This is a genomic window from Spirosoma rhododendri (assembly GCF_012849055.1).
In the GTDB taxonomy this organism is placed as follows: Bacteria; Bacteroidota; Bacteroidia; order Cytophagales; family Spirosomataceae; genus Spirosoma; species Spirosoma rhododendri.
This window is the reverse complement of the sequence record NZ_CP051677.1, coordinates 3027470-3052370: the sequence shown is the minus strand read 5'-3', so window position 1 is coordinate 3052370 and position 24901 is coordinate 3027470. Positions and strand designations below refer to the sequence as shown.

General features: G+C 55.3%; 25 protein-coding genes and 1 tRNA gene. 7 read left to right on the top strand and 19 right to left on the bottom strand.

The annotated features are described in order from the left end of the window. Positions 1–40: 40 nt before the first annotated feature. The 5 genes from HH216_RS12640 to HH216_RS12625 all read right to left on the bottom strand — a co-directional run bounded on the left by HH216_RS12640 (position 41) and on the right by HH216_RS12625 (position 4940). Positions 41–1183 carry a TIGR03364 family FAD-dependent oxidoreductase gene (locus tag HH216_RS12640; protein WP_169551133.1) on the bottom strand — a complete coding sequence of 381 codons (1143 nt, stop codon included), beginning with the start codon at positions 1181–1183 and terminating at the stop codon, positions 41–43. A gap of 41 nt (positions 1184–1224) precedes the next feature. Beyond that, a complete protein-coding gene (locus tag HH216_RS12635) occupies positions 1225–1935 on the bottom strand; it encodes an HAD family hydrolase (RefSeq protein WP_169551132.1) in 711 nt (236 codons plus the stop codon). A 17-nt stretch (positions 1936–1952) separates the two neighbouring features. Then, on the bottom strand, positions 1953–2594 hold the full coding sequence (locus HH216_RS26630) for an alkaline phosphatase family protein (protein ID WP_332871391.1): 642 nt from the start codon (positions 2592–2594) through the stop codon (positions 1953–1955). Next, the gene (locus HH216_RS26625) at positions 2543–3199 is read right to left on the bottom strand and encodes an alkaline phosphatase family protein (protein ID WP_332871390.1); all 657 of its coding nucleotides are present in this window, start codon (positions 3197–3199) and stop codon (positions 2543–2545) included. Before HH216_RS26625 ends, HH216_RS26630 begins: the two co-directional genes overlap by 52 nt. Positions 3200–3452: 253 nt before the next feature. Then, a complete protein-coding gene (locus HH216_RS12625; RefSeq protein WP_169551131.1) occupies positions 3453–4940 on the bottom strand; it encodes a nicotinate phosphoribosyltransferase in 1488 nt (495 codons plus the stop codon). A gap of 134 nt (positions 4941–5074) precedes the next feature. Here HH216_RS12625 and rpoN point away from each other — a divergent pair, with 134 nt between their 5' ends. From rpoN to katG, 5 genes are all read left to right on the top strand, one after another. After that, entirely contained in the window at positions 5075–6526 is a 1452-nt protein-coding gene (gene rpoN, locus HH216_RS12620; protein ID WP_169551130.1) for an RNA polymerase factor sigma-54, read from the top strand. Positions 6527–6686: 160 nt separating this feature from the next. Next, positions 6687–7325 (top strand): hypothetical protein, encoded by a 639-nt coding sequence (locus HH216_RS12615; protein ID WP_332871389.1) that lies wholly within the window; start codon positions 6687–6689, stop codon positions 7323–7325. A 109-nt stretch (positions 7326–7434) separates the two neighbouring features. Continuing rightward, entirely contained in the window at positions 7435–8226 is a 792-nt protein-coding gene (locus tag HH216_RS12610; protein WP_169551129.1) for an enoyl-CoA hydratase/isomerase family protein, read from the top strand. Positions 8227–8293: 67 nt separating this feature from the next. Next, a tRNA-Arg gene (locus HH216_RS12605) sits at positions 8294–8367 on the top strand. A 535-nt stretch (positions 8368–8902) separates the two neighbouring features. Next, positions 8903–11200: a catalase/peroxidase HPI gene (katG, locus tag HH216_RS12600; protein ID WP_169551128.1), complete on the top strand. Its 2298-nt coding sequence runs from the start codon at positions 8903–8905 to the stop codon at positions 11198–11200. A gap of 158 nt (positions 11201–11358) precedes the next feature. Here katG and HH216_RS12595 read toward each other — a convergent pair whose 3' ends face one another. The 6 genes from HH216_RS12595 to HH216_RS26620 all read right to left on the bottom strand — a co-directional run bounded on the left by HH216_RS12595 (position 11359) and on the right by HH216_RS26620 (position 17836). Continuing rightward, positions 11359–12549, bottom strand: coding sequence for an energy transducer TonB (locus HH216_RS12595; RefSeq protein ID WP_169551127.1), 1191 nt, complete (start codon positions 12547–12549; stop codon positions 11359–11361). Between the two features lie 98 nt (positions 12550–12647). After that, positions 12648–14546, bottom strand: a complete 1899-nt coding sequence (locus HH216_RS12590; protein ID WP_169551126.1) for a YgiQ family radical SAM protein — start codon at positions 14544–14546, stop codon at positions 12648–12650. A 151-nt stretch (positions 14547–14697) separates the two neighbouring features. Continuing rightward, the gene (locus tag HH216_RS25890; protein WP_254448403.1) at positions 14698–15363 is read right to left on the bottom strand and encodes a fasciclin domain-containing protein; all 666 of its coding nucleotides are present in this window, start codon (positions 15361–15363) and stop codon (positions 14698–14700) included. Continuing rightward, the gene (locus HH216_RS25885; RefSeq protein WP_254448402.1) at positions 15333–15761 is read right to left on the bottom strand and encodes a fasciclin domain-containing protein; all 429 of its coding nucleotides are present in this window, start codon (positions 15759–15761) and stop codon (positions 15333–15335) included. Before HH216_RS25885 ends, HH216_RS25890 begins: the two co-directional genes overlap by 31 nt. 196 nt (positions 15762–15957) lie before the next feature. After that, positions 15958–17334 carry a tRNA uridine-5-carboxymethylaminomethyl(34) synthesis GTPase MnmE gene (mnmE, locus tag HH216_RS12580; protein WP_169551125.1) on the bottom strand — a complete coding sequence of 459 codons (1377 nt, stop codon included), beginning with the start codon at positions 17332–17334 and terminating at the stop codon, positions 15958–15960. Between the two features lie 55 nt (positions 17335–17389). After that, on the bottom strand, positions 17390–17836 hold the full coding sequence (locus HH216_RS26620; RefSeq protein WP_332871388.1) for an oxygenase MpaB family protein: 447 nt from the start codon (positions 17834–17836) through the stop codon (positions 17390–17392). 74 nt (positions 17837–17910) lie between these two features. Here HH216_RS26620 and HH216_RS26615 point away from each other — a divergent pair, with 74 nt between their 5' ends. After that, positions 17911–18390, top strand: a complete 480-nt coding sequence (locus HH216_RS26615) for a hypothetical protein (RefSeq protein WP_332871387.1) — start codon at positions 17911–17913, stop codon at positions 18388–18390. A gap of 125 nt (positions 18391–18515) precedes the next feature. Here the strand turns inward: HH216_RS26615 and HH216_RS12570 are convergent, their stop codons facing one another. From HH216_RS12570 to HH216_RS12555, 4 genes are all read right to left on the bottom strand, one after another. Next, positions 18516–19277, bottom strand: coding sequence for an MBL fold metallo-hydrolase (locus HH216_RS12570; protein ID WP_169551124.1), 762 nt, complete (start codon positions 19275–19277; stop codon positions 18516–18518). Positions 19278–19363: 86 nt separating this feature from the next. After that, entirely contained in the window at positions 19364–19744 is a 381-nt protein-coding gene (locus tag HH216_RS12565; RefSeq protein ID WP_169551123.1) for a response regulator, read from the bottom strand. 99 nt (positions 19745–19843) lie between these two features. Then, positions 19844–20638, bottom strand: a complete 795-nt coding sequence (locus tag HH216_RS12560) for a thymidylate synthase (protein WP_169551122.1) — start codon at positions 20636–20638, stop codon at positions 19844–19846. Positions 20639–20743: 105 nt separating this feature from the next. After that, positions 20744–21217 carry an OsmC family protein gene (locus HH216_RS12555; RefSeq protein ID WP_254448401.1) on the bottom strand — a complete coding sequence of 158 codons (474 nt, stop codon included), beginning with the start codon at positions 21215–21217 and terminating at the stop codon, positions 20744–20746. A 59-nt stretch (positions 21218–21276) separates the two neighbouring features. On the opposite strand from HH216_RS12555, the gene HH216_RS12550 reads away from it, so the two are divergent. Beyond that, on the top strand, positions 21277–21624 hold the full coding sequence (locus tag HH216_RS12550) for a hypothetical protein (RefSeq protein ID WP_169551121.1): 348 nt from the start codon (positions 21277–21279) through the stop codon (positions 21622–21624). A gap of 197 nt (positions 21625–21821) precedes the next feature. Here the strand turns inward: HH216_RS12550 and HH216_RS12545 are convergent, their stop codons facing one another. From HH216_RS12545 to HH216_RS12530, 4 genes are all read right to left on the bottom strand, one after another. After that, entirely contained in the window at positions 21822–22196 is a 375-nt protein-coding gene (locus HH216_RS12545) for a hypothetical protein (protein ID WP_169551120.1), read from the bottom strand. A 144-nt stretch (positions 22197–22340) separates the two neighbouring features. Beyond that, positions 22341–22907, bottom strand: a complete 567-nt coding sequence (locus HH216_RS12540) for a precorrin-2 dehydrogenase/sirohydrochlorin ferrochelatase family protein (RefSeq protein WP_169551119.1) — start codon at positions 22905–22907, stop codon at positions 22341–22343. Between the two features lie 89 nt (positions 22908–22996). Further along, complete coding sequence (locus HH216_RS12535) at positions 22997–23878, bottom strand: hypothetical protein (RefSeq protein ID WP_169551118.1); 882 nt, start codon at positions 23876–23878, stop codon at positions 22997–22999. Positions 23879–24036: 158 nt separating this feature from the next. Further along, entirely contained in the window at positions 24037–24885 is an 849-nt protein-coding gene (locus HH216_RS12530) for an outer membrane beta-barrel protein (protein ID WP_169551117.1), read from the bottom strand. Positions 24886–24901 lie beyond the last annotated feature (16 nt).

Sequence of the window (24901 nt, the reverse complement as noted above, 5' to 3'; positions counted from 1 at the left end):
CAGCATACTATCAACGCACCATGAGACTGAATAGTTTGGCTCATTCCCACTGCCGGATGCTTTCTTCGGCGTAGCCCGCGCTGGAACTCATGCCTTTACCGCCGATACCAGTGATGATGCGGATATTCGGAGCAACGTCGTGTTCGAAGATTTCGGCGGGGGTTTGGCTGTAGAAACCGGCCCACGCTTTGCGAACCGTCAGCGGGAAGGAAACGATGCGCCGGGCTTGGGTCAGCATCAGATTATTGATGTACTCCTGCGTGTGATAGCCAAGGTCTTCCTGCGCCGTAGCGGCTGCGTACTCGTGTGAATCGCCGACGATGATCGAACCGTCGGTCGCCTGCTTGAACAGGATATGGATGCCCCAGCGTTGCAACTCGGCCAGCTCCGGCGATACGGGTGACAGCTGGGCGTAGGAAGCGCATTCCTGAAACGCTTCGTACCGGCGTATAGTCAGGCCAGTCAGGATATTACCCGGCAGGTTCAGCCCCGCGACGGGTTCAGCCAGCAGCATCTGCAACTTACTGACCACCAGACCAGCCTGAGCCAGCACGTCGGGGAAAAGCAGCCGGACTTCGTGACCACCACACAGCAGCACCCGCCCGCCCTCGAACGTCTGCCCACCCGCCAGCGTCACACGCACCTGGTCACCGGTTGGTTCGCAGCCGATTACGACCGAGCCGGGCCGGTAGTCGACACCGTGTTTCTGCTGAACGAAGCCGATCAGTCGCTGAATCATCTGCTCCGGCTCGACGCTCAGTTCGTCGGGGAAAAACAAGCCGCCATACACGTAGTCTGGGCGGAGCGTTGGGTACTTCGCCAGCACCTGTGCTTTCGAGAGCAGTTCGCTCCGGTAGCCGATGCGGGCGTAGCGGTCGTGCAGTTCGTTGGCGACCTGCCATTCGCTGGCGTCCGACGCGACGTACACCGTGCCGTTCTGCCGGATGGTGATATCGGTCTGCGCCTGAATCTCGCGGTAAATGTCCAGACTACGCCGTCCGTAATCGAACCACCGCCCCGCCAGCCCCGACGGCACCACCTGCCCGAAATTACGCACCGTCGCTCCTACCGGGTAATGATCTTTTTCGAGCAACAGCACCCGTTGCCCGGCCCGCGCTGCGTGGTAGGCATGAAAGGTACCAAGCACGCCAGCACCAATAACAATCAGGTCGTAAGTAGGCATAGATTCGGTGTACGGTATTCGGTTTACAGTTTACGATCAGGCTACAGTAAGCCCGGCAGTTCGCGGAGCGAGCCGAGGAGTTTGTCGTGCGGGTAGGTTTCGAGTTGGGCGCGGGTGTGGGTACCGTTGGTCAGGCCGAGGTTCAGCGCGACACCGGCCGCCTGACCCGACAACAGGTCGGATGGCGTGTCGCCAATGTTGACGACCGCTTTTGGGTCCGACACGTTCAGTAGCTGCATAGCCCGGCGAATCATGTCCGGGGCGGGCCGTCCCTGCGGCACTTCGTCGCTGGCGATGGATAGCTGAATCAGGCTGTTGGGCGTACCGATGTATTGGTCGTTCAGGCCGTCGAGCCAGCCAAGTTTCTCCAGAATGATGTCGGTTACGACACGGTAAAATCCGGTCGTCAGGGCGATTTTGATACCCCGTTCGTGCAGGTGAGCGAACGTATCCAGACAGCCTTCCGTTGGCGTTGCTCCGTTGGTGCGGTAATGATTTTCCAGCACATCCCGGAATACATCGTACGACACGTCTACGTGGAGAGGTACTTCGGGGCTGCTTTCGCCCAGCTGTTCTTTCCAAAGCGTTTCAAAAACAAATCGCTTGGCCAGCCCCTGCATCGCCAGAATCCGCTCATCCGACACAGTCAGGCCAGTTTGTGCAGCGGCTTCCGCGAAACACCGTTCGACTTCGTGCTGATCGGTAACGGTCGTACCAGCCATGTCGAATATGACTAATTGAGTTGCGCTCATGTGCTTTTATCGCTGCGTTATTCCTTGGTTTTTTCGTTCAGCACAACCCACCGGTTGACGGTGTTGTGTGGCCCTTTTAATACGATTTTGTAAAACGACGACGGTAGTTTCGATACGTCGACGATGGCATGCCGTTGCGCCAGGGGCACCTCGGCCAGTTGCTGATAGGTATCCGTGCCGCCCGTTTCGGCATTATTCGTCGTCGTTACCCAGATTTTTACGGTACCCGTCGGTTCCAGCGCCTGCCAGTCGACGATGAGCCGGTTCTGCGACATGATCACGTCGGGCTCCGCGATTGACACCGGCCCAGTTAGCGGAATACCATCAACTTCGCGCTGTACCACCGGTGGTATGGCCAGTCCCAGAAAGCGGGCCATCGTAGGCATCAGGTCCACGATGCCGGGCTGATCATAGCGGGCGTAGGCGTTGGGGTCAGTGAGGTTACTGACGAGCCACGTCAGCCGCTGCCGCGCCGACTGCCCGCCGTGGTTTTTGCCGGTCTGTTCATCACGCCCGTGGTCAGTCGTAATCAGTACGAGCCAGTCTTCGTTGTGTTGTTTCTGCCGCTGCTGCACGGTGTTCCAGAGCCGCCCCATCTGCGCGTCCATCAATTCGACGGCTTTCTGGTACGGTTCGCTGTCGCCGTATTTGTGGCCCATGTCATCGGTATACTCCAGATACACCCACGACAGATCGGGGCGTCCTTACTCAGCGTTTTCACCGCTTCGTCGACCACGCGCTCATCAATCCGGTGCATGAAATCGCGATTTTTGTCGTGCGGAAACTGCGTCGTATCGAGTTCGTAGCCGTCGAAATGATAGTCGGTTTTGATGGCATTGGTCTGAGGTAGCCCCTCGCCGATCAGCTTCGTGCGGTTGTCGAGCCAACTAGAGAAAATGGCCGTTTTCCGGTCGGGGAACTGGTTTTTAAACAGCCGGAAGATCGTCGGGTAATGGTAGTTCGGGGCTTTGATGCTGTTGTCCCAGACGTTGTGCTTGTTGACCCACGTACCGGTCAGCAGACTGTTGTAACCCACGGCCGAAATCGTCGGCGTCTGCGAATACGTGCCCTTGTCGCCCCCGACGTGCATCCGCAGGTAGGTTCCCGCTTTCGAGATCGCCCGCAGGTTGGGTACGTTAGCCGTCTCGATCACATCCGCCGGTATCCCATCAACAATGACGAATACGACTTTTTTCGTGCGCGGCTGCGCCCACAGAGCAGAGCTTAGTAACAATGTACCAACGATCAACAGGTACTTTTTCATAATTGAGTATAGGAAGGTTCCCAAGCTGGCGCAGATGTGTAGCCTGGACCTCCAGGTCCGGGTGGGCGCATAGCGACCAACAAAGCTGTCGCTGTGAGTAGTTGGCCTGACGGCCACCCGGACCTGGAGGTCCAGGCTACACAGACGCGCTAGGCTACACCAACACTTACCGCAAAAATAGACTACGGCATGGGCGCTGTCTGTAACTAAATCATCAAGTCGAACCCGATGCCGATAACGTTACGGTAACCCGTCAGGCCTTTGGGTAATCGGCGTCGCGGGTGCCGCGCAGTTTCAGAATCAACTCCGTCTTCAGGTCGTGCAGGTCTTTTTCCAGCCCAACCGGGTAAATGTGGGGGTTTACAAAGCGCCGGACGCTGGGGTGCAGACTGGCCAGCTGGGTCTGTACCCGCGCCCGGACTGCGTGAATGTCGGGCTGCGTATACACCACCTTTCCGGCGCGAAACACCGCGACCAGCAGCTCGTCGAATGACTGCGCCGGGCCGAACTTCCGACGTTTCGTGAAGTCCAGCGGGTCGATCATCGTCACGGTGTTGCCCGGCAACGGTTCGCTCTCGTTGATAATCATGTCGGCCAGAAAACCGCGTTCGTCGCGGTACCGGCGCACCTGCTGAATACCCGGCGTCGAGGTTTTGATGGCCTGCTCCGACAGCTTGATTTTGTAATCCCACGACCCATCGGCGTCGCGCATAGCCGCCAGTTTGTAGACGCCCCCCAGTGCGGGCTGATCGTAGGCCGTAACCAGTTTCGTACCCACACCCCAAACGGTGATTTTCGCACCCTGCTGCTTCAGACTATTGATAATCGTTTCGTCCAGATCGTTGCTAGCAACGATGGCCGTGTCGGTGAACCCGGCCGCGTCGAGCAGTTTGCGGGCTTCGATACTCAGGTAAGCCAGGTCGCCCGAGTCGAGTCGTATGCCCGACAGCCGGTAGCCCCGTTCGCGCAGCCGATGCCCGGCTTCAATCGCGTTGCGGACACCCTGTAGCGTGTCGTAAGTGTCGACCAGCAGGGTCACGTTGTTGGGCAGCACATCGGCATACGTCTCGAACGCTTCCAGTTCTGAGTCGAACGACATAACCCAGCTATGGGCGTGGGTGCCGCGCACCGGAATATCGTAGTGCTTGCCAGCCAGCACGTTAGACGTTGCGTCGCAGCCGCCAATGTAAGCAGCCCGGCTCGCCGTTACACCCCCATCGACGCCCTGCGCCCGGCGTAATCCAAACTCCAGCAGCGTATCCGACTCAGCGACCAGCCGCAGCCGCGCGGCTTTGGTGGCGATCAGCGTTTCAAAATTTATCAGGTTCAGCAGGGGCGTTTCCAACAGCTGACATTGCAGAATCGGACCCCGTACGCGCACCAGTGGTTCGTTGGGAAAAACGACCGTTCCCTCAGGAATCGCGTCGATGTCGACGGTTAGTTTCAGCTCGGCGAGGTAATCCAGAAAAGGAGCTTCAAACAAAGGCTGACCGTCGGAGCCAGTCAGCGTACGGAGGTAGCGCAGGTCTTTTTTGGTGAACCCAAAATGCTTCACGTAGCCAATGGCGTTAGCCAGACCGCAGGCAACGGTAAACCCTCCGCCGAACGGATTTTTCCGGAAATACAGGTTGAAAACGGCTTCTTTTTCGGCCGTCCCCGACTTCCAGTACCCATAAGCCATCGTTACCTGATACAGGTCCGTCAGCAAACTAAGCGACGTGTCGTAGAGTTTATTGGTCATGTTACGAAGGTAACGAGCCAGGTAACCCAACAAAATTTTTGCGTTAAAAACACCAAGTTCTGATACTTGGTCTGATCTTTGTGCGGGCGGCTTTTGCCCGTCCCAGTCTTTACCCTTGCGTTTTCCAGTACGTCATGCAGAAGTTAAGCCTTTCCCAATCTCTCCAGCAGAAACTGTCGCCCCAGCAGATTCAGTTTATCAAGCTGCTGCAAATCCCGACGGCCGAGCTGGATACCCGTATCGAGGAAGAACTCGAAATCAATCCGGCGCTGGAAGAGGGCATGGACGAGGAGTTTGAGCAAAAGGAAGAGGACCCTTTTGCCGACGAGTTTGACGACGATTACAAAGAGCGCAGCGACGACCTCGACATCGACAGCTACCTTCAGCAGGACGACTACGCGGGCTATAAAATGCAGGGCGACGGCAACTACGGCGAGGAAGACCGCGATATGCCGCTGGCCACTTCATCGAGCCTGCTCGACTCGCTGGTACAACAGTTTGGCTACCTGCCCCTCAGTGAAGATCAGCGCGTAATCGGGATGCAGCTGATTGGCAGTATCGAAGCCGACGGATACATCCGCCGGTCGATGCAGGCCATCGTTAATGACCTCGCTTTCTCGCAGAACGTTTTTACGGATACGGAGGAAATTGAAGACGTGCTGAGCAAGGTGCAGACACTCGACCCGCCGGGTATTGCCGCCCGCTCGTTGCAGGAGTGCCTGCTGCTGCAACTCAAGCGTAAAGACCTCGCCGACCCCGACGTTGTGCTGGCAACCCGGATCATCGACGATTTCTTCGAAGAGTTTTCCAAAAAACACTACGACAAAATTCAGCGTCGGCTGGCCATCAGCGACGAGACACTGAAACGAGTTATCGACATCATTATCCGGCTCAACCCCAAGCCCGGTTCTGTCGACGACAGCTCAGGAACGGCCCAGTTTCTTACGCCAGACTTTATTCTGGTCAACAACGGGGGCAAGCTCGAACTGGGTCTGAACTCGAAGAATGCACCCGAACTGCGCATCAGCCGGTCGTTTGCCGACATGCTCGACACCTACGACAAAGGCAACAAACAGAATAAGGCGTTGAAAGAAACGGTGTCGTTTGTCAAGCAGAAACTCGACGCTGCCAAGTGGTTTATCGACGCCATCAAGCAGCGGCAGCAGACGTTGCTCAAGACCATGAACGCCATCGTGCGTTTCCAGTACGACTTTTTCCTGACCGGCGAGGAATCGAAGCTGCGACCTATGATCCTGAAAGATATCGCCCAGCTGATCGACATGGACGTATCGACGGTGTCGCGGGTGGCCAACAGCAAATCGGTGCAGACGGAGTTCGGCATCTACCCGCTCAAATATTTCTTTTCAGAAGGTATTTCGACCGATTCGGGGGAGGACGTCAGCAGCCGCGAGGTAAAAAATATTCTGAAGGAGCTGATCGACAACGAGCCGAAACTCAATCCGCTGTCGGACGATAAGCTCGAAAAAATCCTGAACGACCGGGGCTACAACATCGCCCGACGGACAGTAGCCAAATACCGCGAGCAGCTCAACATTCCTGTTGCCCGGTTGCGGAAGGAGTTGTAGGGTTTGGATATACAGTTTTCGGTTTACGGTTTTCAGTTTTCGGTACGGCGCAACGGACTTACGACGCCTATCCTGTATTTTTGTTAATCGTTTGATTCGACGACCCGTTAACTACCTGTGCAGGGCCATCGTAAACCGCATACAGTAAACCGTCAACCGATTGACTACCCCGCTTGCCCGCTTCCTGTCGGTCGCGTTTCACCCTCTACTGATGCCGACGCTATTGTTTGGCATCCTGCTTTTTCAGGCTCCCAACACACTCGGCGTCGATGTCTTTTCGGCCTCCGTGCGCGGTAGCCTGCTGATACTGATTTTCATTGGTACCTTCGCCGTGCCTTCCCTGCTGATTTATTACCTGTTTCGCAGCGGCTACGTGCAGTCGCTATACCTCAACACGCTGGCCGACCGGCGACTGCCTTACTTTCTGACCGCCATTGTTTACACCGTCGTTACAGCCTTCTTCGGCTTCCGTATGGAAACGATTTCGCAGCTGGCCCCCGAAATTGCCATTCTGCTGGGCAGCGTAACGGTATCGATCCTGCTGGTCGGCATCATCAGTCTTTACTGGCAGATCAGCGCCCACGGCGTCGGTATTGGCGGGGTGGTGGGGGCTATCGCCGGTATGGTTGCTCAGTCCGGCACGGTCGAGCTGGTACCCTCCCTCGCCATTGTCATTGCGCTGGCTGGCCTTGTTCTGAGCGCCCGGCTCCACCTGAACGCCCACACCACGGCCCAAACCACCGCCGGACTCCTGCTCGGCCTGCTCGTCAGCCTCACCGCCGTGCTGTGGCTGGTTTAGTTTGTGGTTTAACGTTTGAGGTTTAATGTTCAAGGTTTGTAGCGTGATGGCTGTAGTAACCTGCGTGAGAAGCTGTAACATTGACCATTAAACGACAAACCTCAAACCCATGTACAACAACCTTCTCTACGAAACGACGGATGGCGTGTGCCGGATTACGCTGAACCGGCCGCAGGTGTACAACGCCCTCAGCGCCGGGCTGATTCAGGACATTACCAGCGCCATCGAAGCCGCCGGTGCTGACGACACCGTACGCGTCGTGGTTCTGACGGGTGCTGGTGACAAGGCCTTCTGCTCCGGGGCCGATCTCAAAGAAGCGGGCGCGGCTTTAACCGGCGGAGGAGCCAGCCTCGGCGACGCCCTACGGCAAGGATATAATCCCATGATCCGGGCGATCCGCAACTTACCAAAGCCGGTTATTGGCCGGGTCAATGGCGTAGCCGCCGGTGCGGGTTGTTCGCTGGCGCTGGCCTGCGACGTGGTCATCTGTGCCGACGAAGCGTATTTCAGTCAGATATTCGTCAACATCGGCCTCATGCCCGACGCGGGGTCTACCTTCTTCCTCCCCCGGCTGGTTGGTCCGCAGCTGGCATTCAACCTGTGCACAACCGGTCGGCGCGTACCCGGCCTGGAAGCAGCCCGCATTGGCCTAGTTAATCGTGCCGTGCCGGGTATTGAACTCGACGATGCCGTAGCCGAAGTAGTGGCTTATTACAGGCATGCCCCCACCCGCGCGATCGGTGCAATGAAAAAAGTTTTGAACCAGTCGCTCTATTCCGACCTCGACCAAATGCTGGAGCAGGAGGCTGACAATCAGGATCAACTAGGCCGTTCAGCCGATGCAGCGGAGGGCGTAACGGCCTTTCTGACGAAGCGACCTGCAAATTTTTCTGGCCGCTAGGTTGACACAAGCCATTTTTCTCCCTACTTTTGCACTCCCAATCAACGGGAAACGCACTCAGTGCAACGCATTCGTAGCTCAATTGGATAGAGCACCTGACTACGGATCAGGAGGTTTGGGGTTCGAATCCCTACGAGTGCACGAAGCCGGTCAGCAATGACCGGCTTTTTTGTTTGCATGCACTTCTCGCCCGACCAATCACTGCATGTATTAAAGCCATGTAGTGATTGAAGCACACTGAGAGCAAAATTGAGTGCCCCGCAAAAGCGCAAAATGCAATCAGGCAAGTTAGTACTCATGTCGTGAAGCACTTGACACGCTGGCTAACACAGAGCCTGTTTGGTACTTACCACCCAACTCAATCAGCCATTTTTCGCTCATTTGACCCCGCCCTCGGCATTTTGAAAAACCTCCATTTTGCGCGCGTCCGGATAGCTGAAGCGTCTTCGAGTGGGAAGGGTACTCCAAAATTCGTCGGTTGTTCCGCGTGCATCAACATTAATTGTCACCGCACAATCGAACTTGCTTAACTAATCTGTTGAACGGCCGTTTATATGAATTAGTCAGGCAGCATGTACCGATGGTTTTTGGGGTGTAATGCCCCGATCACCCAGCGCATGTGATATGCCGAGTCTAATCAGTCACCGTATCCTAACAACAAGATTTTCGCTTCACAATGAAACCCCTCAATAACCCGGAAGGGCTGGAGAAATGCCCGTTTATGGGTACACGTGTTGGCGGTGCCATCGGCACGGGCCCGCAGAATGACGACTGGTGGCCCAACCGGCTACAGGTAGAACTGCTTCACCAAGAACAGCCTGCGGCTAACCCCCTGAGCGATGAGAACTACAAGGAACTGTTCAACAAGATTGACTTCCAGCAGCTTAAGCAGGACATCAAAGCCCTGCTGCTGGAGTCGAAAGACTGGTGGCCGGCCGATTACGCCAACTATGGTCCGCAGATGATCCGGATGGCGTGGCACTCAGCAGGTACGTACCGGATTGCCGACGGCCGGGGCGGAGCCGGACAGGCCATGCAGCGGTTTGCACCGATCAACTCGTGGTGGGACAACGGCAACACCGACAAGTCGCGTCGCCTGTTGTGGCCCATCAAGAAAAAATACGGCTCGGCCCTGTCCTGGGCCGACCTGATCGTGCTGGCGGGCAACTGCGGGCTGGAGATCATGAATTTCCCAACGTTCGGCTTCGGTGGCGGACGCCGTGACGCTTGGGAGCCCGACCGCAGCACATATTGGGGCCCCGAATTTTGGAATGGCAAGCCCGTCGATCAGGTACCGGCGTCGGCCAACCACAAGGGGCACCCCGACGAGATGGTGCATAACAATCTGCGCTGGCAGGGTAGCCCAAAAGAAGCCTATTTCGATCTGGAAAACCCACTGGCGGCCAGCCATCAGGCGTTGATCTACGTAAACCCGGAGGGCCCGGCCAATAACGGCGACCCCCACGATTCGGCCCGCGAAATCCGCGAGTCGTTCGCCCGGATGGCTATGGGCGATGAAGAAACGGTGGCCCTGATCGCCGGTGGTCACGCGTTCGGCAAGAGCCACGGCATGGTAGCACCCGACAAAATCGGAGCCGCCCCCGAAGCCGCGCCCATCCACGCGCAAGGCTTTGGCTGGCACAACCCGGTCGGATCGGGCAACGGTGCCAACACCATGACCAACGGTATCGAGGGGTCGTGGACGCAGAACCCTACACAGTGGGACAATACGTACCTTGAAAACCTGCTTGGCCACGATTGGAAGAAGGTTGAAAGCCCGGCCGGAGCAACCCAATGGACGCCCGTTGACCCGAACGCCCCCAAAACGCCGGACGCGCACATTGCCGGTCAGATGAACAATCTGATGATGATGACGTCGGACATTGCGTTGAAAGTAGATCCGGAATACCGCAAAATCTGCGAGAAATTCCTGAACGACTTCGACTACTTCACCGACGCTTTCTCAAGAGCCTGGTACAAGCTGACGCACCGGGATATGGGCCCGAAAGAGCGGTATCTGGGTCCCGAAGTACCAGCGGACAACATGATCTGGCAGGACCCCCGCCCCGATCGTAAGTATGACCTGATCGACGAAAGCGACGTTGCTACGCTGAAGCAGCAGTTGCTCGACAGCGGCCTTACCGTTTCGGCGCTGGTGTCGGCGGCCTGGTCGGCGGCTTCGGTGTATCGCCATTCCGACAAGCGGGGTGGTGCCAACGGGGCGCGTATCGGCCTGGAACCGCAGAACAACTGGGAGATGAACCGTCCGGAGGAGTTGAGCCGGGTGCTGCAAACACTTCGGGACATTCAGAGCAAGTTCAACAGTCAGCAGACGGGCAACAAGCAAGTGTCGCTGGCCGATCTGATCGTGCTGGGTGGTTGTGTCGCGGTCGAAAAGGCGGCTCGTGATGCGGGTGTATCTGTTACGGTTCCGTTCACACCGGGCCGTGTCGACACGACGCTGGAACTGACCGATGTAGAAAGTTTCAACTGGCTCAAGCCGGTGTCCGACGGATTCAAGAATTACCACAACGACAAGGTAGGCTACCGGGTACCGCCCGAGCGCATTTTCCTCGACCGCGCCCAATTGCTGACGCTGACCGCACCCGAATGGACGGTACTTGTCGGGGGCTTGCGCGTGCTGGAGCAAAACTACGACTACGCAAAGCACGGCGTGTTTACGGAGCGGCCGGGTCAGCTAACCAACGATTTCTTCCAGGTGCTGACCAGCATGGATTACGAATGGGTGCCGCAGGATCAGCGCGAGATGCTGTTCAATATCAATGAACGCAACGGCGGGGCTACCCGGTACACGGCTACCCGCTGCGATCTGATCTTCGGCTCAAACGCCCAACTGCGCAACATCGCGGAAGTGTACGCTGCGGACGATGCGCAGGAACGCTTCGTTCATGATTTTGTAGCGGCCTGGAATAAGGTGATGATGCTCGATCGCTACGACGTCAAAGACGAGTAGTCCCAGCACTCATTACCGGAAAAGTAAACGCAGAATGCCCGATGTCACTGGTGATATCGGGCATTCTGCGTTTATACCTGCCCTTATTCACAGACAGGTCATTTTCCGGGTCAAGCTAGTTGTCTCTCGCAAAAGCACTCGTGTAATTCGGCTACTTCTTATTTGAAATAACCCCATACTTCCCGGCTGGTCTGCACGGGTTTGGTAACGACGATGGGGACGCTGAACTCCTCCAGCATTAGTCGCCCAGCCAGTCGATCGTTGGGCAGGCGGTTGATGGGTGCGTGCGTCGTGCCATTTTCATTTTTATTGGTATAGGTAAAAGCAACAGGCAAAACGTAACTACCAGCAAGGGCCGGGTCGAGTGTCGGTAGTTTTTTCAGGCCGTTGCGCACCGTTTCCACGAAGCCCGTACCCACGTTGTCGGGACTGAGGATAGTAACGTTCTGTACGTTTCCGCGCTGGTCGATCTCAAAACCGGCATAGACGCGGGCGTAGATTCCCTGCGTCCAGGCAGCGTCGGGATAAGCAACGTGGTTGTGCAGTGTCTGATTAAACACCGGGTTGGCGCTAAGCGAATTTTTACCGGCTACATAAGCGGCATCCGATACCGAATTACCAGCAGATGCAGCGGCCCACTGTACTGTCATCAGACTGTCGTAGTAGGGCAGAATGGCAATGATGTCGGCAGGGGAAGGTCGGCGGGCCGTCAGTCGCGGGGCCAATTTGTCAGCCTGTTCGTACAGTACCGCCAACACCGCGTTCTTCGTCAGGCTAATCTGTTCGGGACGGGCATCGCCTTTGCGGATGTAGTATTTTTCCTGAAGCACATACCCCCCGTTGACGTTTGTTTCTTTCTCGTAACCGGTATTACTGGAAGCGCGGGCGTAGATATCGCCCCGTTTCGACAGATTCAGCAGCAGCTTCGTTTTACCACCATTGAGCGCCTTCGCGTAGAATTTGTAGTCGACATTTGCCTGCCGGTTCTGCTGCCGGATAAACTCGTCCTGACCGATGATAAACCGGTCGGGACGTAGGGTCTTCACGGCTGAGTCGCCCGCAAAACGGCACATCACGGCGTTGCTGACGAGGTCGTAGGCAACATCGCAGGCAATGTATTTTCCCTGTTCATCGAGCCGGACCCGGCCCGGCTGCCATACCGGAAACGTCAGGAACGGACTACCGGCATAGATCAGTTTTTTGTACGCTGTCGCATTGATAATCCCCGGCCCGTACTCTTCGATCGCCGTGAACACCTGCCCGTTTCGATCCTGATAAACGGTGAGTTGGGCATGACTGACTGCACCGGATAACCACAAGGCTGACAGGATCAGAAATAGCCGAAGCATGGCTGTATTGTTGATTAGGTGAGTACGATAATCACCCCATAATCAACAAAAAACCTCAGAATAATCCAGTGATATAAAGCAAATTATTCTAGACTTCCCTACCGCTTTTTCTTACCCGACCAGTTTTTCGAGTAGTTCGGCTTGCCACCGGTGGCTTTTTTCTGATTGCCAACGAGCCGTTCGAGCAGGTCAGGGCGGTTAAGTTTGGTCAGGCGATTGCGGATCCAGTCTTTGTATTCCGGCTTATACCAGAAGAAGTACCGGTTTTGCGCCTGCTTCTCTTCACGCGTTTTCGCCGTTTTGACGGGCTTCAGCGTGTACGGGTGAACACCCGAGTAGTAGATCACCTCGGCAACGGTCATCGGCGTAGGCGTGAAATCCTGCACCTGTTCGAGCTGGAAGCCAAGGTCTTTTGTTTCGGCCGCGAGGTTCGCCATGTCCTGCTCCTCACAGCCGGGGTGCGACGAAATGAAGTACGGAATCAGCGGTTGGCGCAGGTTGTGCTTGTCGGAAATGTCGTCGTACTTTTTCTTGAACGATTTGAAGTACTTGAACGACGGCTTCCGCATAATCCGCAGCGTATCGTCGGACGTGTGTTCAGGGGCAACTTTCAACCGGCCCGACACGTGCCGCGTGATGAGCTGCTCCATGTACTCGTCGTGGTTGCCGTCCTGATTGTTTTTGTTGAAATCATCAACCAGTAGATCGTAGCGCACCCCCGACCCGACAAACGCTTTCTTAATCGCCGGATTCGCGTCGACTTTTTTATAGATCTCCGTTAGCGGAGTATGCGACGTGTCGAGGTTCGAGCAGATGACCGGGTGAATACAGCTCGGGCTCTGGCAGCGGGCGCAGATCGACTCATCCTTGCCCTTCATCTTGTACATATTGGCCGACGGGCCGCCCAGATCGGAAATGTACCCTTTGAACTCCGGGTGCTTCGTGATCTCATCGACTTCCTTCAGCACCGACTCCTGACTCCGCGAGGCAATGAACTTGCCCTGATGCGCCGATATCGTGCAGAAACTACAACCGCCAAAACAGCCCCGGTGCATGTTGACCGAGAATTTGATCATGTCGTAAGCCGGAATCGGGCCACGTTTTTTGTACTTCGGATGGGGCAAGCGCGTATACGGTAGATCGAACGACTTGTCGATTTCGGCCTCCTCCATCGTCTTGAACGGCGGATTGATGACCAGCACCTGATCGCCGACGCGCTGCGTGATCCGGTTGGCCTGCCACTTATTTGACTCCACTTCAACAATCTTGAAGTTAGCCGCATATTTGATTTTATCGTCCAGACATACCTCATGGCTGGCCAGCTCGACGGTTTCCCATTCATTGTAATCGCGCAGGTCGCCAGTGTTCGTATCGTGCAGAAACGCCACCTGATTGACGTTGCGCATCGACGCAAACGGCACACCCTTCTGCGCCAGCTTTAGAATCTCGCGCAGGGGCTGCTCACCCATGCCGTACACCAGCATATCAGCTTTCGCATCGACCAAAATCGACGGCATCAGCCGGTCCTGCCAGTAGTCATAGTGCGTAACCCGGCGCAGCGACGCTTCGATACCGCCAAGCAAAACCGGCACATCGGGGTACAACTGTTTCAGAATATTGGTGTAGACGATAGTGGCGTAATCGGGCCGGAAACCAGCTTCGCCACCGGGCGTGTACGAGTCGTTGGAACGCAGCCGTTTGTTGGCGGTGTAGTGGTTCACCATCGAATCCATACAGCCCGCCGTAACGCCAAAAAAGTATTTGGGCCGACCGAATTTCTTGAAGTCGCGCAGGTCGTCTTTCCAGTTAGGCTGGGCAATAACGGCCACGCGAAACCCTTCACTCTCCATGATTCGCCCGATTACGGCAGTACCAAACGCCGGGTGGTCGACGTATGCGTCGCCGGAAACCAGCACAATATCGACCTCGTCCCAGCCGCGCTTGTCGACTTCAGCTTTTGTCAGGGGCAACCAATCGGTAATAGGGCGTTCAATCATGAGTTTGTATCAGTGGCTGTCTGTAAAACAGTCCCGCGCTGAAAAGATTCATTCAACCCTATCCGACACGCCATTAAAAAACAGCGGCAGCACCCACGTTTGTGAATGCTGCCGCTGCGACTTGCAACACTATGCTTCTTTGCTATCTACATTATTTAGCCAGCAAAACCCGGTCGATAACATGCAGAACGCCGTTCGACGCAACCTGATCGGCCGTAACGACATTAGCAACCGACGTACCATTGCCTTTGCCCAGAAGCGTCACTTTACCCCCCGATACGTTGGTGCGAATGCTGGTACCCTGCGCCGTAACCACGTCAGCTCCGTTCTGGAACGTCTGCGAATAAGCGCTGTATTTCAGCACATGGTACAGCAGCAGATCCGAAATAACGGCCTGATCGGCTTTCTGGATAGCAGCAGCATCCGCGTAGCCAGCCGCTTTGAAAGCAGCATCATTCGGGGCAAAAATGGTCATACCATTCTGCATCACGGCGTTAAGCGTCGACTGCGTCGATGCATTCGCCCGATCAACAGCAGCCGCGAAAAGCGACAGGTTGGTATTTGATTTAGCCAGTGCTACCAGATTGACCGTTGCCGGTTTCAGCAGCGCGTTGATGATGTGCACCACACTACCCACCGTCGGGTTGTCGCCCTGGATAATCTTGCCGTTGTTGACGCTGATGTCACTGTTGTTCACCTTGTATACCGAGATCTGGTTATCAGCCAGTGTTGTCTGATAAACGGTGTTGACCATTGTCGGTATGGCGCTCTGGTCAATGCGCGACCCTACCACATGATAGCGTAGAATACGTTGCAACTCAGACACCGGCGCGTTGTTGATCGCGTTGGCATCACTATAGCCCCCGCTCTGAACGCATCGTCGGATGGCGCAAAGATGGTAATACCCGACTTGTTGAATTCATCGATCAGACCGGCTCGCACGATGGCTGTTCGCAGTAAGGTAAGATTAGATTGCTGTGCGATGTACGTAACCGATGCGACGACGGTGAGCGTTGGTGAGGTTGGTGTCGTCGTTGTGCCGGAACCGGGCGTTGTAGAGCCAGGGTTGGTCACCGTTCCGGAGCCGGGTTGCGTTGTACCCGTGCCAGGCTGTGGGTCGGGCGTGTTGTTTGTACAGCCGGTTATCAGTAGCGTTGCTGTCAGTACGGCTAGTCCCGCCCGTCTCAGATTCTTGACATTGAGTGTGTGAAACATGGATGAATAAGGCTTAGTAGTTAGACAAAAACAATAAACTGTTGTACCAAACAATGTTAATCAGCTTTTGTTTTTTCTATGGTCCTGTATTCATCCGTTTCACTACGCCAACTCGATTGATTTACAATGAGTTAATTGCCTATTTATCACCCCGCGAAAAAAGCTGATAATTCACTCTGCTTTTTCCAGCCAGCACTTACTTTCCGATGCAGAATTTGCTGAAAATGGAGTCGAGCAAATCGTCAGTAGTGATCTGTCCGGTGAGCTCACCGAGGTGTTGCAGGGCTACGCGCAGGTCCATCGCCAGCCAGTCGGGGGTTACGCCCGAGTCCAGGCCGTCGAGGGCGCGGGCCAGGGCGTTGTCCGTACCGGTCAGGTGATCATGGTGACGCACGTTGGTTACAACGGCACTGCCGATCTGCACGGCGGCATCGGTACGGACCCGGTTCGACAGGGCCGCCCGTAGCGCATCCAGATTCGTGTGCTGAGCCGCCGAAATCCAGTGTATCGACTCGTCCGCAACAGCTTCCAGCTGTTGCTTTCTCGCAGTATCGAGTGCGTCGAGTTTGTTGCCGACCAGCAGATACGGCTTACCCGACTCATGCACTTCCGTCAGCGCGGCTTGCAGATCGTCGGTGCTGATGGAAGCCGCGTCGAACAGGTAGATCACGAGGGCCGCGTCGCGCATTTTTTGCTGCGTCCGTTCGATACCGATGGCTTCGATCTTATCCGTCGCCGACCGTAATCCGGCGGTGTCGATCAGGCGGAAGCGGATACCGTCGATGAATAGTTCGTCTTCGATCACATCGCGGGTGGTGCCGGGAATATCGGAAACGATGGCTTTTTCCTCGTTCAGCAACGCATTCAGCAGCGTCGATTTTCCCGCATTGGGTTTGCCAACAATCACCGTCGCGACGCCATTTTTGATGACATTCCCGGCGGCAAACGACTCGATCAGTGGGTGCAGCACCCGCCGGATACTGAGCATCAATTGCCGCAATTGATCGCGGTGGGCAAATTCGACGTCTTCCTCGCCGAAATCCAGTTCGAGTTCGACCAGCGCCACGAAGTCGATGAGTTGTTGCCGGAGGTCGATAAGCTGTTTTGAGAACCCGCCCCGTAGCTGTGTCAGGGCCGCGCGGTGGCTAGCATCGGAGTCAGACGCGATCAGATCAGCCACGGCTTCGGCCTGCACCAGATCGAATTGCCCGTTGAGGAAGGCCCGCTGGGTAAACTCACCCGGCCGCGCCAGCCGGACGCCCTCAGCCACCAGCCGCTGCAAAATCTGCCGGACGATAAACTCCGATCCGTGGCACGAAATCTCGACAACGTCTTCTTTAGTGAACGAACGAGGTGCCCGAAACACGGTCGCCAGCACCTCGTCGATAATTGTGTCGTCGGGGTTACGCAGGGTGCCGAAATGAGCCGTATGAGTGGGCTGCTGCGTGAGGTCTTTTCCCCGGAAGAATCGGTTCGTGATAGCAATGGCGTCATCGCCCGATACACGAATGACGGCGATAGCGCCGATACCGGGTGCCGTAGCCAGCGCAGCAATAGGTTCTGAATGAAGCAAAAACGTTCGTGGTTTGTGGTTTGTTGGTGGCGTCCCAGACCCGACCCACGACAGACTACCCCAGTCGGGCGACGGAACCGTCGAAAATGGGCAGGCGGCTGATGACACCGGCCAATCGTTTTTCGATGGGTGCGCTGGGAATACCGAGCAGGTCGGCGTTGCGGTCGCCGAGGAAGAAACGCATTTCGCCCGCTGCGAGGTTCCGAATCGTATCCGGCCGCCCCGACGTCTTGCTGCCCGTTTCGGCAATGGCATTGAGCAGCGACCGGGTCAGCCCCTCCCCCGCTTCCGATTGGCGGAACTGCCGTTTGCCAATGGCCTGCCCCAGCCGGTAGGCTTCGCGCATATTCTGCGGCAGCAACTGCCCATCGACACCGTTGAGCCAGCCAACGACGTTGATATGGTGCAGGTAATCGGCTTCCTCCTGTTCCGTAACCGACACGCCCGCCTGCCGCAGACCCAGCAGCACGACGTACGAAAACGCCAGATTCGTGCCAGCCATGTCCTCCTGATTAACCGGCACACCCCAATCGCTATTCCATCGGCTGCTATGCCCGGCAAACCACCTAGCCCCGCGTGCAACAGTCTCACTTTCAGCGTCCGGCTAACGGCTTCGGGTACCGCACCATACAGCGACTGCCAGCTTTTGGCGGTATTGATGGCAAATACCCACTCGCCCGTTTCCTGCAAGCGCCGGGCCGTGTCGGTTTTGATGCGTTCGGTCAGCCACAGCACCTGCGCGCCGTCGGCACCGAGGTAACAGTAGGGCAGCGAGTAACAGCCCAAGATCAGGCCAATCGTACCGGCGTTCTTTTTGAAAAATACCATCGCCCGCGCCATCCGGTCAGGCTCCGCCCAATCGGGCAGGTGCGCGTATTTCTGCCAGAAATTGGCAACGACGTCTGGCTGACCAACCGGCGAAAGCGACGCTGTATCGCCCAGCCATTGCATCAGCGAACGCAGGGCAACAGGGCCACCACCGGCCACGACCGACGCAATGACCGCATCGGCGGGAGCGTCGCCCTGCTGCCGGAAATGACTGAGCAGTGTATCTGAAAATGAACGGGTTGGCTGAATACGAACGGACGTGATTGGTCTCATACTTCCGTAACGTTTCGTCTGCCGGATAGGTTTGTCCAGGCGCTGGAATGTCAGCCTCCTACCAGCGAACTAGCCAGCTGTCAGAGTCGCAGTTGCAGGGTGTCGTAACCGAGCCGGATGCCGGGGGGTAGCTCCGCTTCAACTTCGCGGTGCAGGCCGAGTTTGTGACTGATGTGCGTGAAGTAGGTCTGCTCCGCCCCCACCCGCTGCGCCAGCGCAACGGCCTGATCGAGTGTGAAGTGTGAGATATGCGGGTCGCGTTGCAGGGCGTCGAGCACCAGAATCCGGGTGCCCATCACTTTCGCCAGTTCGGCTTCGCTGATAAAATTGAGGTCGGTCAGGTAGGTGAAATCGCCGATGCGGTAGCCGTAGACGGGCAGCTTGTGGTGCATCACCTCGATGGGCACGATGCGAACACCCATCATCTCAAACGGCTCGTTCTGAATCGGGTTGACCTGTACGCGGGGTACGCCGGGGTACTTTTTCTCCGCGAAGATGTACGCAAATTCCTGCTGCAACTGCGCCAGCACCGACGGACGCCCGTAGATCGGCATATCGCGCCCCGACCGGAAGTTGTAGGCCCGTACTTCGTCGAGCCCGGCCGTGTGGTCTTTGTGCTCGTGTGTGTAGAGCACCGCGTCGAGTTGGAGCAGATTCAGCCGCAGCACCTGCTGCCGAAAGTCGGGGCCGGTGTCGATTACGAAACTGCGCCCTTCCGTGGCGATGTGAATCGACGCCCGCAGCCGTTTGTCCCGGAAATCGACGGAGCGACAAACGGCACAGGTACAGCCAATTAGCGGCACCCCCGACGACGTTCCCGTACCCAGCAGGGTGATGAGCATAATGAATGAATGACAGAATGATTGAATGGTTGAATGACTGTCAACGGGTACGAATTCAATCATTCAATCATTCAGTAACTCAATCATTATTTATCCGTTAGTTGATTGACGACTTCGACAAGGCGGTCGAAGTTGAGGGGTTTTACGAGCACGTCGTTAAAACCGGCCGTCTTGAATTCTTCTTCGGTGTAGTTTTTAGCGTTGCCGGTGATGGCCACGATGGGCACCGACGCCTTTTCTTTGGCTGGCATCGCCCGCACCCGCCGAACGCACTCCATACCGTCCATGATCGGCATGTTTATGTCGAGCAGCAGAATATTGAAGTCTTCCTTTTCCAGAATCTGAATCACCTGCTCGCCGTTCTTGACGGCAGTAATGTCGTAGTTCTGAAACTCAAGTATTTTACGGGCCAGGTTCTGAATAACAGAGCTGTCTTCGGCAATCAGAACGCGCTTGGAAACTGACATAGCTTCGGGGAGTGTGCAATTAATGGTTGTGAAATTAGAGACTTCTATCGGCAATCGCAAAAGGCGTTTACCCCTGTTGATTTACCGAAAGATCGATTTTTACACCGCTACCGGTGCTTTGATGGCCGGGTGCGGATTGTAGTTCTCCAGCGTAAAATCGTCGTACGTAAAGTCGAAGACGGATTTTACGGCGGGGTTGAGTCGCATCGTCGGCAGGGGGCGGAACTCGCGCGACAACTGCGTTTTGACCTGCTCCAGATGGTTCAGGTACAGGTGCGTATCACCCCCGGTCCAGATGAATTCCCAGGGTTCGTAGCCGCACTCCTGCGCCACCATCATCGTCAGCAGGGCGTACGACGCGATGTTGAACGGCACGCCCAGAAAGACGTCGGCACTACGCTGATACAACTGACACGACAGCTTGCCGTCGGCCACGTAAAACTGAAACAGCGCGTGGCAGGGCGGCAGCGCCATATTCGGGACGTCGGCGGGGTTCCAGGCCGACACCATCATCCGGCGCGAATCGGGTTTGGTCTTGAGCTGGGTCAGTACATCCTGTAACTGATCGATAGAACGCCCGTCCGGCGTGGCCCAGCTACGCCATTGCTTACCGTAGACGTCGCCGAGGTTGCCGTTTTCGTCGGCCCACTCGTCCCAGATCGTTACACCGTTGTCGTTCAGATACTTGATATTGGTTTCGCCCCGGATAAACCACAGCAATTCGTGGATGATCGACTTCGTATGGACTTTTTTGGTAGTCAGCAGCGGAAAACCGTCCTGTAAGTTAAAGCGCATCTGGTAGCCAAATACGCTGAGCGTACCGGTGCCGGTGCGGTCGGTTTTTTTCGCGCCGGTGTCGAGAATATGCCGGAGCAGATCGTGGTATTGCTGCATGAATCAGTTGGATGTCGCCCGTCAAAAATCGGCAACCCACAGTCGGGAAACAACGGTTATACAAAAAAAGCCCCGCCGTTCGGCAGGGCTGTTGGCGGCAATCGTTTACGCGTAGACCTCGTCGTTGATCTCAAACGAGTAAGTGATCGTAGCCGACGGGCGAAGCTGCGCCGTTGCCGAGCAGTATTTGTCCATCGACAGGTCGATTGCCCGCTTTACCCGCTCGGGGTTCAGCTCGCCTTTGAGCCGGTAGGTAATGTGAATCTGCTGAAACGGCGCGGGAGTGGCCCCTTTCTCGCGAAACCCATCGACCGATAGTTTGAAATCTTCGATCACCTGCTTTTGCTTTTGCAGAATCAGGATGACGTCGATGGCCGAGCAGCCCGCCAAACCCATCAACAGCATCTCCATCGGACGCGCTCCGGCGTTGTGCCCACCGATGTCAGTAGCTGCGTCGATGTGCTGGGTAACGTTCGAGGTACCAAGGGCTTCAAAGTGAAACGCGTCATCGACCCGGACGAGTTCGACCGTCATTTTGTTCAGCGCGGGGGTTTCGGCAATCGGTTGTGAATCAAGCATCTTGTTTGCGTTTTTAGGCAGGTCTTTGTAGTTTCACCAACTCAAAATCGGCTCCTGTTATGTCAGAGAAATTCAGCGATGATCTGTTCGATCTCAAAAACGACCGCCGTCTGAGTGTGTATCTCTACCGGGCGGGTTTCGGCTGTTGGCTCCTCTACATCGTGTCGGGCGCGCAGTTTATGCAGTCGGTGCGTACGTACCGAACAGATTTTGGGGTGTTCGCGTTCTTCCTAATGGTGATGGGGCTATCGGCGTCGATGATTTACGACTACTACCACCACCCCGCCGAATTCGACCAGAAGAAAAAGTGGCTGGCATTCAGCTATCTCGTTTTGGCCGGGCTGATTTACTTCTTCATCCTCCACAAAGCCCCCGTCGCCCTGCCTAATTTCCAGAACCTGTTCTGATTTTTTTCGACAGGATTACAGGATTAAAAGGATTTGGTTGAATACTGATATATCTTCTGTACGTTTCATTAAGGGTGATAGAGTTATCTGGGTGTATTTCTTCAAGATCAACTTACGACCTACTACAATGCTCTTTACATCTTTTGTTACAAACAAATCTTATTTAGGTGTAATCTAGTATAAATGAATAAACAATATTATTTCAGGTTAGCTTTCATCATTGTCTTTTCCCACATAATCTTATGTTTGTTAGGATCACTACAGTAGAAACGAATCAATAAAGAACTACGCTCTACCTTATCTAAATTTACTAAGATTGGCTCACCTATGGCGTAAGCGTCAATACTTTCATCATTTTCGTAAATCTTCCCATTATTCTTAAATACATACGTTACGTGAGGCATTCCGCCTTTTCGATATGCACGAGTTACTGTTGCAAAAGTAAATTTTGAGCATTCAGTTAACTTTTCGTCCAATTCTCGATCTTGTAGATAACCTAAACCTAAGAATATTGAAATTATGGCTATAAAAATCATAACTGATATTTTATAAGATCTGCTCTCTACAGACATAGGATTTATATTTTAATCGACTTGTAGCACAACCACAAATTATGATCTTGTTCTCAGCAAATTGCGTAGAGAATACTTTTACTTTAACTATTCAATCACTAGCCGATATCTTCAAAATCCTGTAATCCTGTCAAAAAAAATATATCACTTCAGCACTTTTGTAATCTCGTTTAGCTTCTCCATTTTCTGCACGAAGTCACCTTTTAGCTGATTGCGGATTGCCGTTAAGTTGTCGAGCGTTTCCTGTAAGCTGTCGGGTAGAATTTCTTCCAGCACTTCGCGGAATCGTTTAGCGAAAGTGGGCGATTTTCCGTTGGTCGAGATAGCGATTTTAAGGTCGCCTTTTTTGACGACCGAGCTGAGGTAGAAATCGCAGAGGTCGGGCGTGTCGGCGACGTTGACCAGAATCCGCCGGGCCTTACAATCGACCTGCACCTGCCGGTTTACATCTTTATCGTTGGTTCCGACGATAACCAGATCTTTGTCGTTCAGGTACAGGCTATGGTAGGGCTGCTTCACCAGTTCGAGCAGTGGGTGCTGTTCGGCCAGTTCGTAGAGTTCGGCGCGAATCTCCGGGGCTACCAGCGTGACACGGGCATCAGGCGAATTACCCAGGAGGGCGGTGGCTTTCTCCAGCCCTACGTATCCCCCACCCACGATCAGCGTATGTAGCTGGTTAGCCTTGACAAAAATGGGGAACAGTGTATTCATGGTCGGTTGGCAGGTTAACGCATAAAAAAACGGCGTACCGTAGTTATACAAACTTACGGTACGCCGTCTATTGGGCGACTGAAAATCAATTAAAACTTCACGCCTACGTTGACGCTCAGGATACGACGCTGGGTGTTGCTCGTGTTGGCAATAACATCAGCAAAGCCATAGTGATACACAAAGCCGACGAGCAGCGGACCCGCATCGAAGCCGAGGTTTACCAGTCCGTTGACCGTTGCAGCCCGGAAATCGCCCGACTGGAAGTTGAACGCGTTGTTGTTAACACCCAGCGGAGCCGCGTATTCGGCACCGACAGCCAAACGGATGGCTGATACGCCCCGCTCTGATTGCGCCAGTTTCACACCTATGTAAGCAGGAACCTGAATGTATTTCTGATCGACGTTCGAGGTGATGTCCTTGATCGTTGCGCCATCGCCAGCCCGGTAGAAGTCCGAACTTGACGTCATGTATTCGGCACCGATCTGCCCGTAGATCCGGCCACCACCCCGCACGAAGAAACCAGCCTGATAACCCAGCCGTCCGGCCAGTTGGTTGTCCTGCACAGTTTCGCCCGCAAACCGGGTCGAGTTGGCACCGGCATAGATACCGAACGTAAAGTGTTTGTAGTTTTCGCGACGCTCCCGGCGCTCTTCGATGGCCACGCTGCGCTGTCCGTCTTCGTAGCCTTCGTCATACGCTTTGCTCAGATCGCGCTCGTCGAATGTTCGGTCGTAGTTGCGGTCGTTGCCACGGCGATCTTCGTAGCGGTTGTCGTACCGGCGGTTTTCATCGCTGCGCCGGTTGAATTCCCGACGGTCATCGATGTCCTCCTCGCGCTGACGCTCATCCCGGCGCGAATTGCGATCATTACGATCATTGCGATCGTCGTAGTTGTTGTACCGCTGCCCGTAAGTCAGGCTGGCGCTGCATACTCCGGCGAGCAACAGGCATAGTTTGGCAGAATTTTTCATAGTTGCGTTGAGTGTTGTAGCGTCCGATGGGGAAGCTGTTTGTTGTCATAAACCGGTACGATGACCGATTGTTTGTCGCTTTTGTTGGACTATACCGATAAGTTACTAAAACGGCCACCCCGTTGGGGGCGGCCGTTTTGATTAGATAATATGGTGGGTTAGAACCGGAAGCCAAGGTTCAGCGCCAGCATACGACGCTTTGTATCAGCACCATTGTCGAACACGTTCTGGAAGCCCAGGTTGTAGTTCGCGTCCAGCGTGAGGGGTCCGAGGTTGATACCTACACCGGCCAGACCGTTCAGGATGGTCCGGTTCAGGTCGTCTTTACCCAGTTGGAAGTTGTTGTTGCCGATAGCAACCAGCGCGGCCAATTCAGCACCCACTTGCAGGCGGACGCCCAGCGCACCACCCAGACGAAGACCGACATAGGCCGGAATTGCCAGGAAGGTCTGGTCGATCTGCCCTTCTACGTTGCGAACAGTTGTACCCGAGCCCGAACCCGTACGGATCAGGTTCGACGATGAACGGCGGAATTCAGCACCAATCTGTCCGAAAACGGTACCTGCCGACCGGCCATACAGACCGACCTGATAACCCAGCCGGTAGGCATTGTTCTGAATCGGCTCGTTGACGAAACGCGACGCGTTTACACCCGCGTAGATACCGAACTTACCATCTTTACCATCAGGGCGGTCGTCCCGGCGCCGGTTGGTCGAAGTATTGTTTGCCGACATATCGCCGGTCGTCGTCGTAGTGGTTGTCGTCGTGCCGTAGGTGTTCGTGGCCGGGGTCGCAGCGGTGTTGTTGTACGTGCCGGTCATGTTGTCGTTCACATTGGTCGGCGTGTTGACCGTCGTTGAACTGATATTGGTGGCATCGGTCGACGATACCGGAGCGGTCGTGTAATTGTACGAGGTCGTGGTTGTCGACGTCGATTCCGTTGTTTGAGCGGTGGCCAGTCCTGCCGTCAGCAGAAGGGCCGCTAGAATGGTAGTTTGCTTTTTCATAGCGTTAGTGAATTTT

Excerpts from the sequence above, each read along its gene's own strand:
- HH216_RS12640 (WP_169551133.1), bottom strand. The coding sequence starts at position 1,183 with ATGCCTACTTACGACCTGATTGTTATTGGTGCTGGCGTGCTTGGTACC.
- HH216_RS12635 (WP_169551132.1), bottom strand. The coding sequence starts at position 1,935 with ATGAGCGCAACTCAATTAGTCATATTCGACATGGCTGGTACGACCGTT.
- HH216_RS26630 (WP_332871391.1), bottom strand. The coding sequence starts at position 2,594 with ATGGGCCACAAATACGGCGACAGCGAACCGTACCAGAAAGCCGTCGAA.
- HH216_RS26625 (WP_332871390.1), bottom strand. The coding sequence starts at position 3,199 with ATGAAAAAGTACCTGTTGATCGTTGGTACATTGTTACTAAGCTCTGCT.
- HH216_RS12625 (WP_169551131.1), bottom strand. The coding sequence starts at position 4,940 with ATGACCAATAAACTCTACGACACGTCGCTTAGTTTGCTGACGGACCTG.
- rpoN (WP_169551130.1), top strand. The coding sequence starts at position 5,075 with ATGCAGAAGTTAAGCCTTTCCCAATCTCTCCAGCAGAAACTGTCGCCC.
- HH216_RS12610 (WP_169551129.1), top strand. The coding sequence starts at position 7,435 with ATGTACAACAACCTTCTCTACGAAACGACGGATGGCGTGTGCCGGATT.
- katG (WP_169551128.1), top strand. The coding sequence starts at position 8,903 with ATGAAACCCCTCAATAACCCGGAAGGGCTGGAGAAATGCCCGTTTATG.
- HH216_RS12595 (WP_169551127.1), bottom strand. The coding sequence starts at position 12,549 with ATGCTTCGGCTATTTCTGATCCTGTCAGCCTTGTGGTTATCCGGTGCA.
- HH216_RS12590 (WP_169551126.1), bottom strand. The coding sequence starts at position 14,546 with ATGATTGAACGCCCTATTACCGATTGGTTGCCCCTGACAAAAGCTGAA.
- HH216_RS25885 (WP_254448402.1), bottom strand. The coding sequence starts at position 15,761 with ATGTTTCACACACTCAATGTCAAGAATCTGAGACGGGCGGGACTAGCC.
- HH216_RS26620 (WP_332871388.1), bottom strand. The coding sequence starts at position 17,836 with ATGGCTGGCACGAATCTGGCGTTTTCGTACGTCGTGCTGCTGGGTCTG.
- HH216_RS12570 (WP_169551124.1), bottom strand. The coding sequence starts at position 19,277 with ATGCTCATCACCCTGCTGGGTACGGGAACGTCGTCGGGGGTGCCGCTA.
- HH216_RS12565 (WP_169551123.1), bottom strand. The coding sequence starts at position 19,744 with ATGTCAGTTTCCAAGCGCGTTCTGATTGCCGAAGACAGCTCTGTTATT.
- HH216_RS12560 (WP_169551122.1), bottom strand. The coding sequence starts at position 20,638 with ATGCAGCAATACCACGATCTGCTCCGGCATATTCTCGACACCGGCGCG.
- HH216_RS12555 (WP_254448401.1), bottom strand. The coding sequence starts at position 21,217 with ATGCTTGATTCACAACCGATTGCCGAAACCCCCGCGCTGAACAAAATG.
- HH216_RS12550 (WP_169551121.1), top strand. The coding sequence starts at position 21,277 with ATGTCAGAGAAATTCAGCGATGATCTGTTCGATCTCAAAAACGACCGC.
- HH216_RS12545 (WP_169551120.1), bottom strand. The coding sequence starts at position 22,196 with ATGTCTGTAGAGAGCAGATCTTATAAAATATCAGTTATGATTTTTATA.
- HH216_RS12540 (WP_169551119.1), bottom strand. The coding sequence starts at position 22,907 with ATGAATACACTGTTCCCCATTTTTGTCAAGGCTAACCAGCTACATACG.
- HH216_RS12535 (WP_169551118.1), bottom strand. The coding sequence starts at position 23,878 with ATGAAAAATTCTGCCAAACTATGCCTGTTGCTCGCCGGAGTATGCAGC.
- HH216_RS12530 (WP_169551117.1), bottom strand. The coding sequence starts at position 24,885 with ATGAAAAAGCAAACTACCATTCTAGCGGCCCTTCTGCTGACGGCAGGA.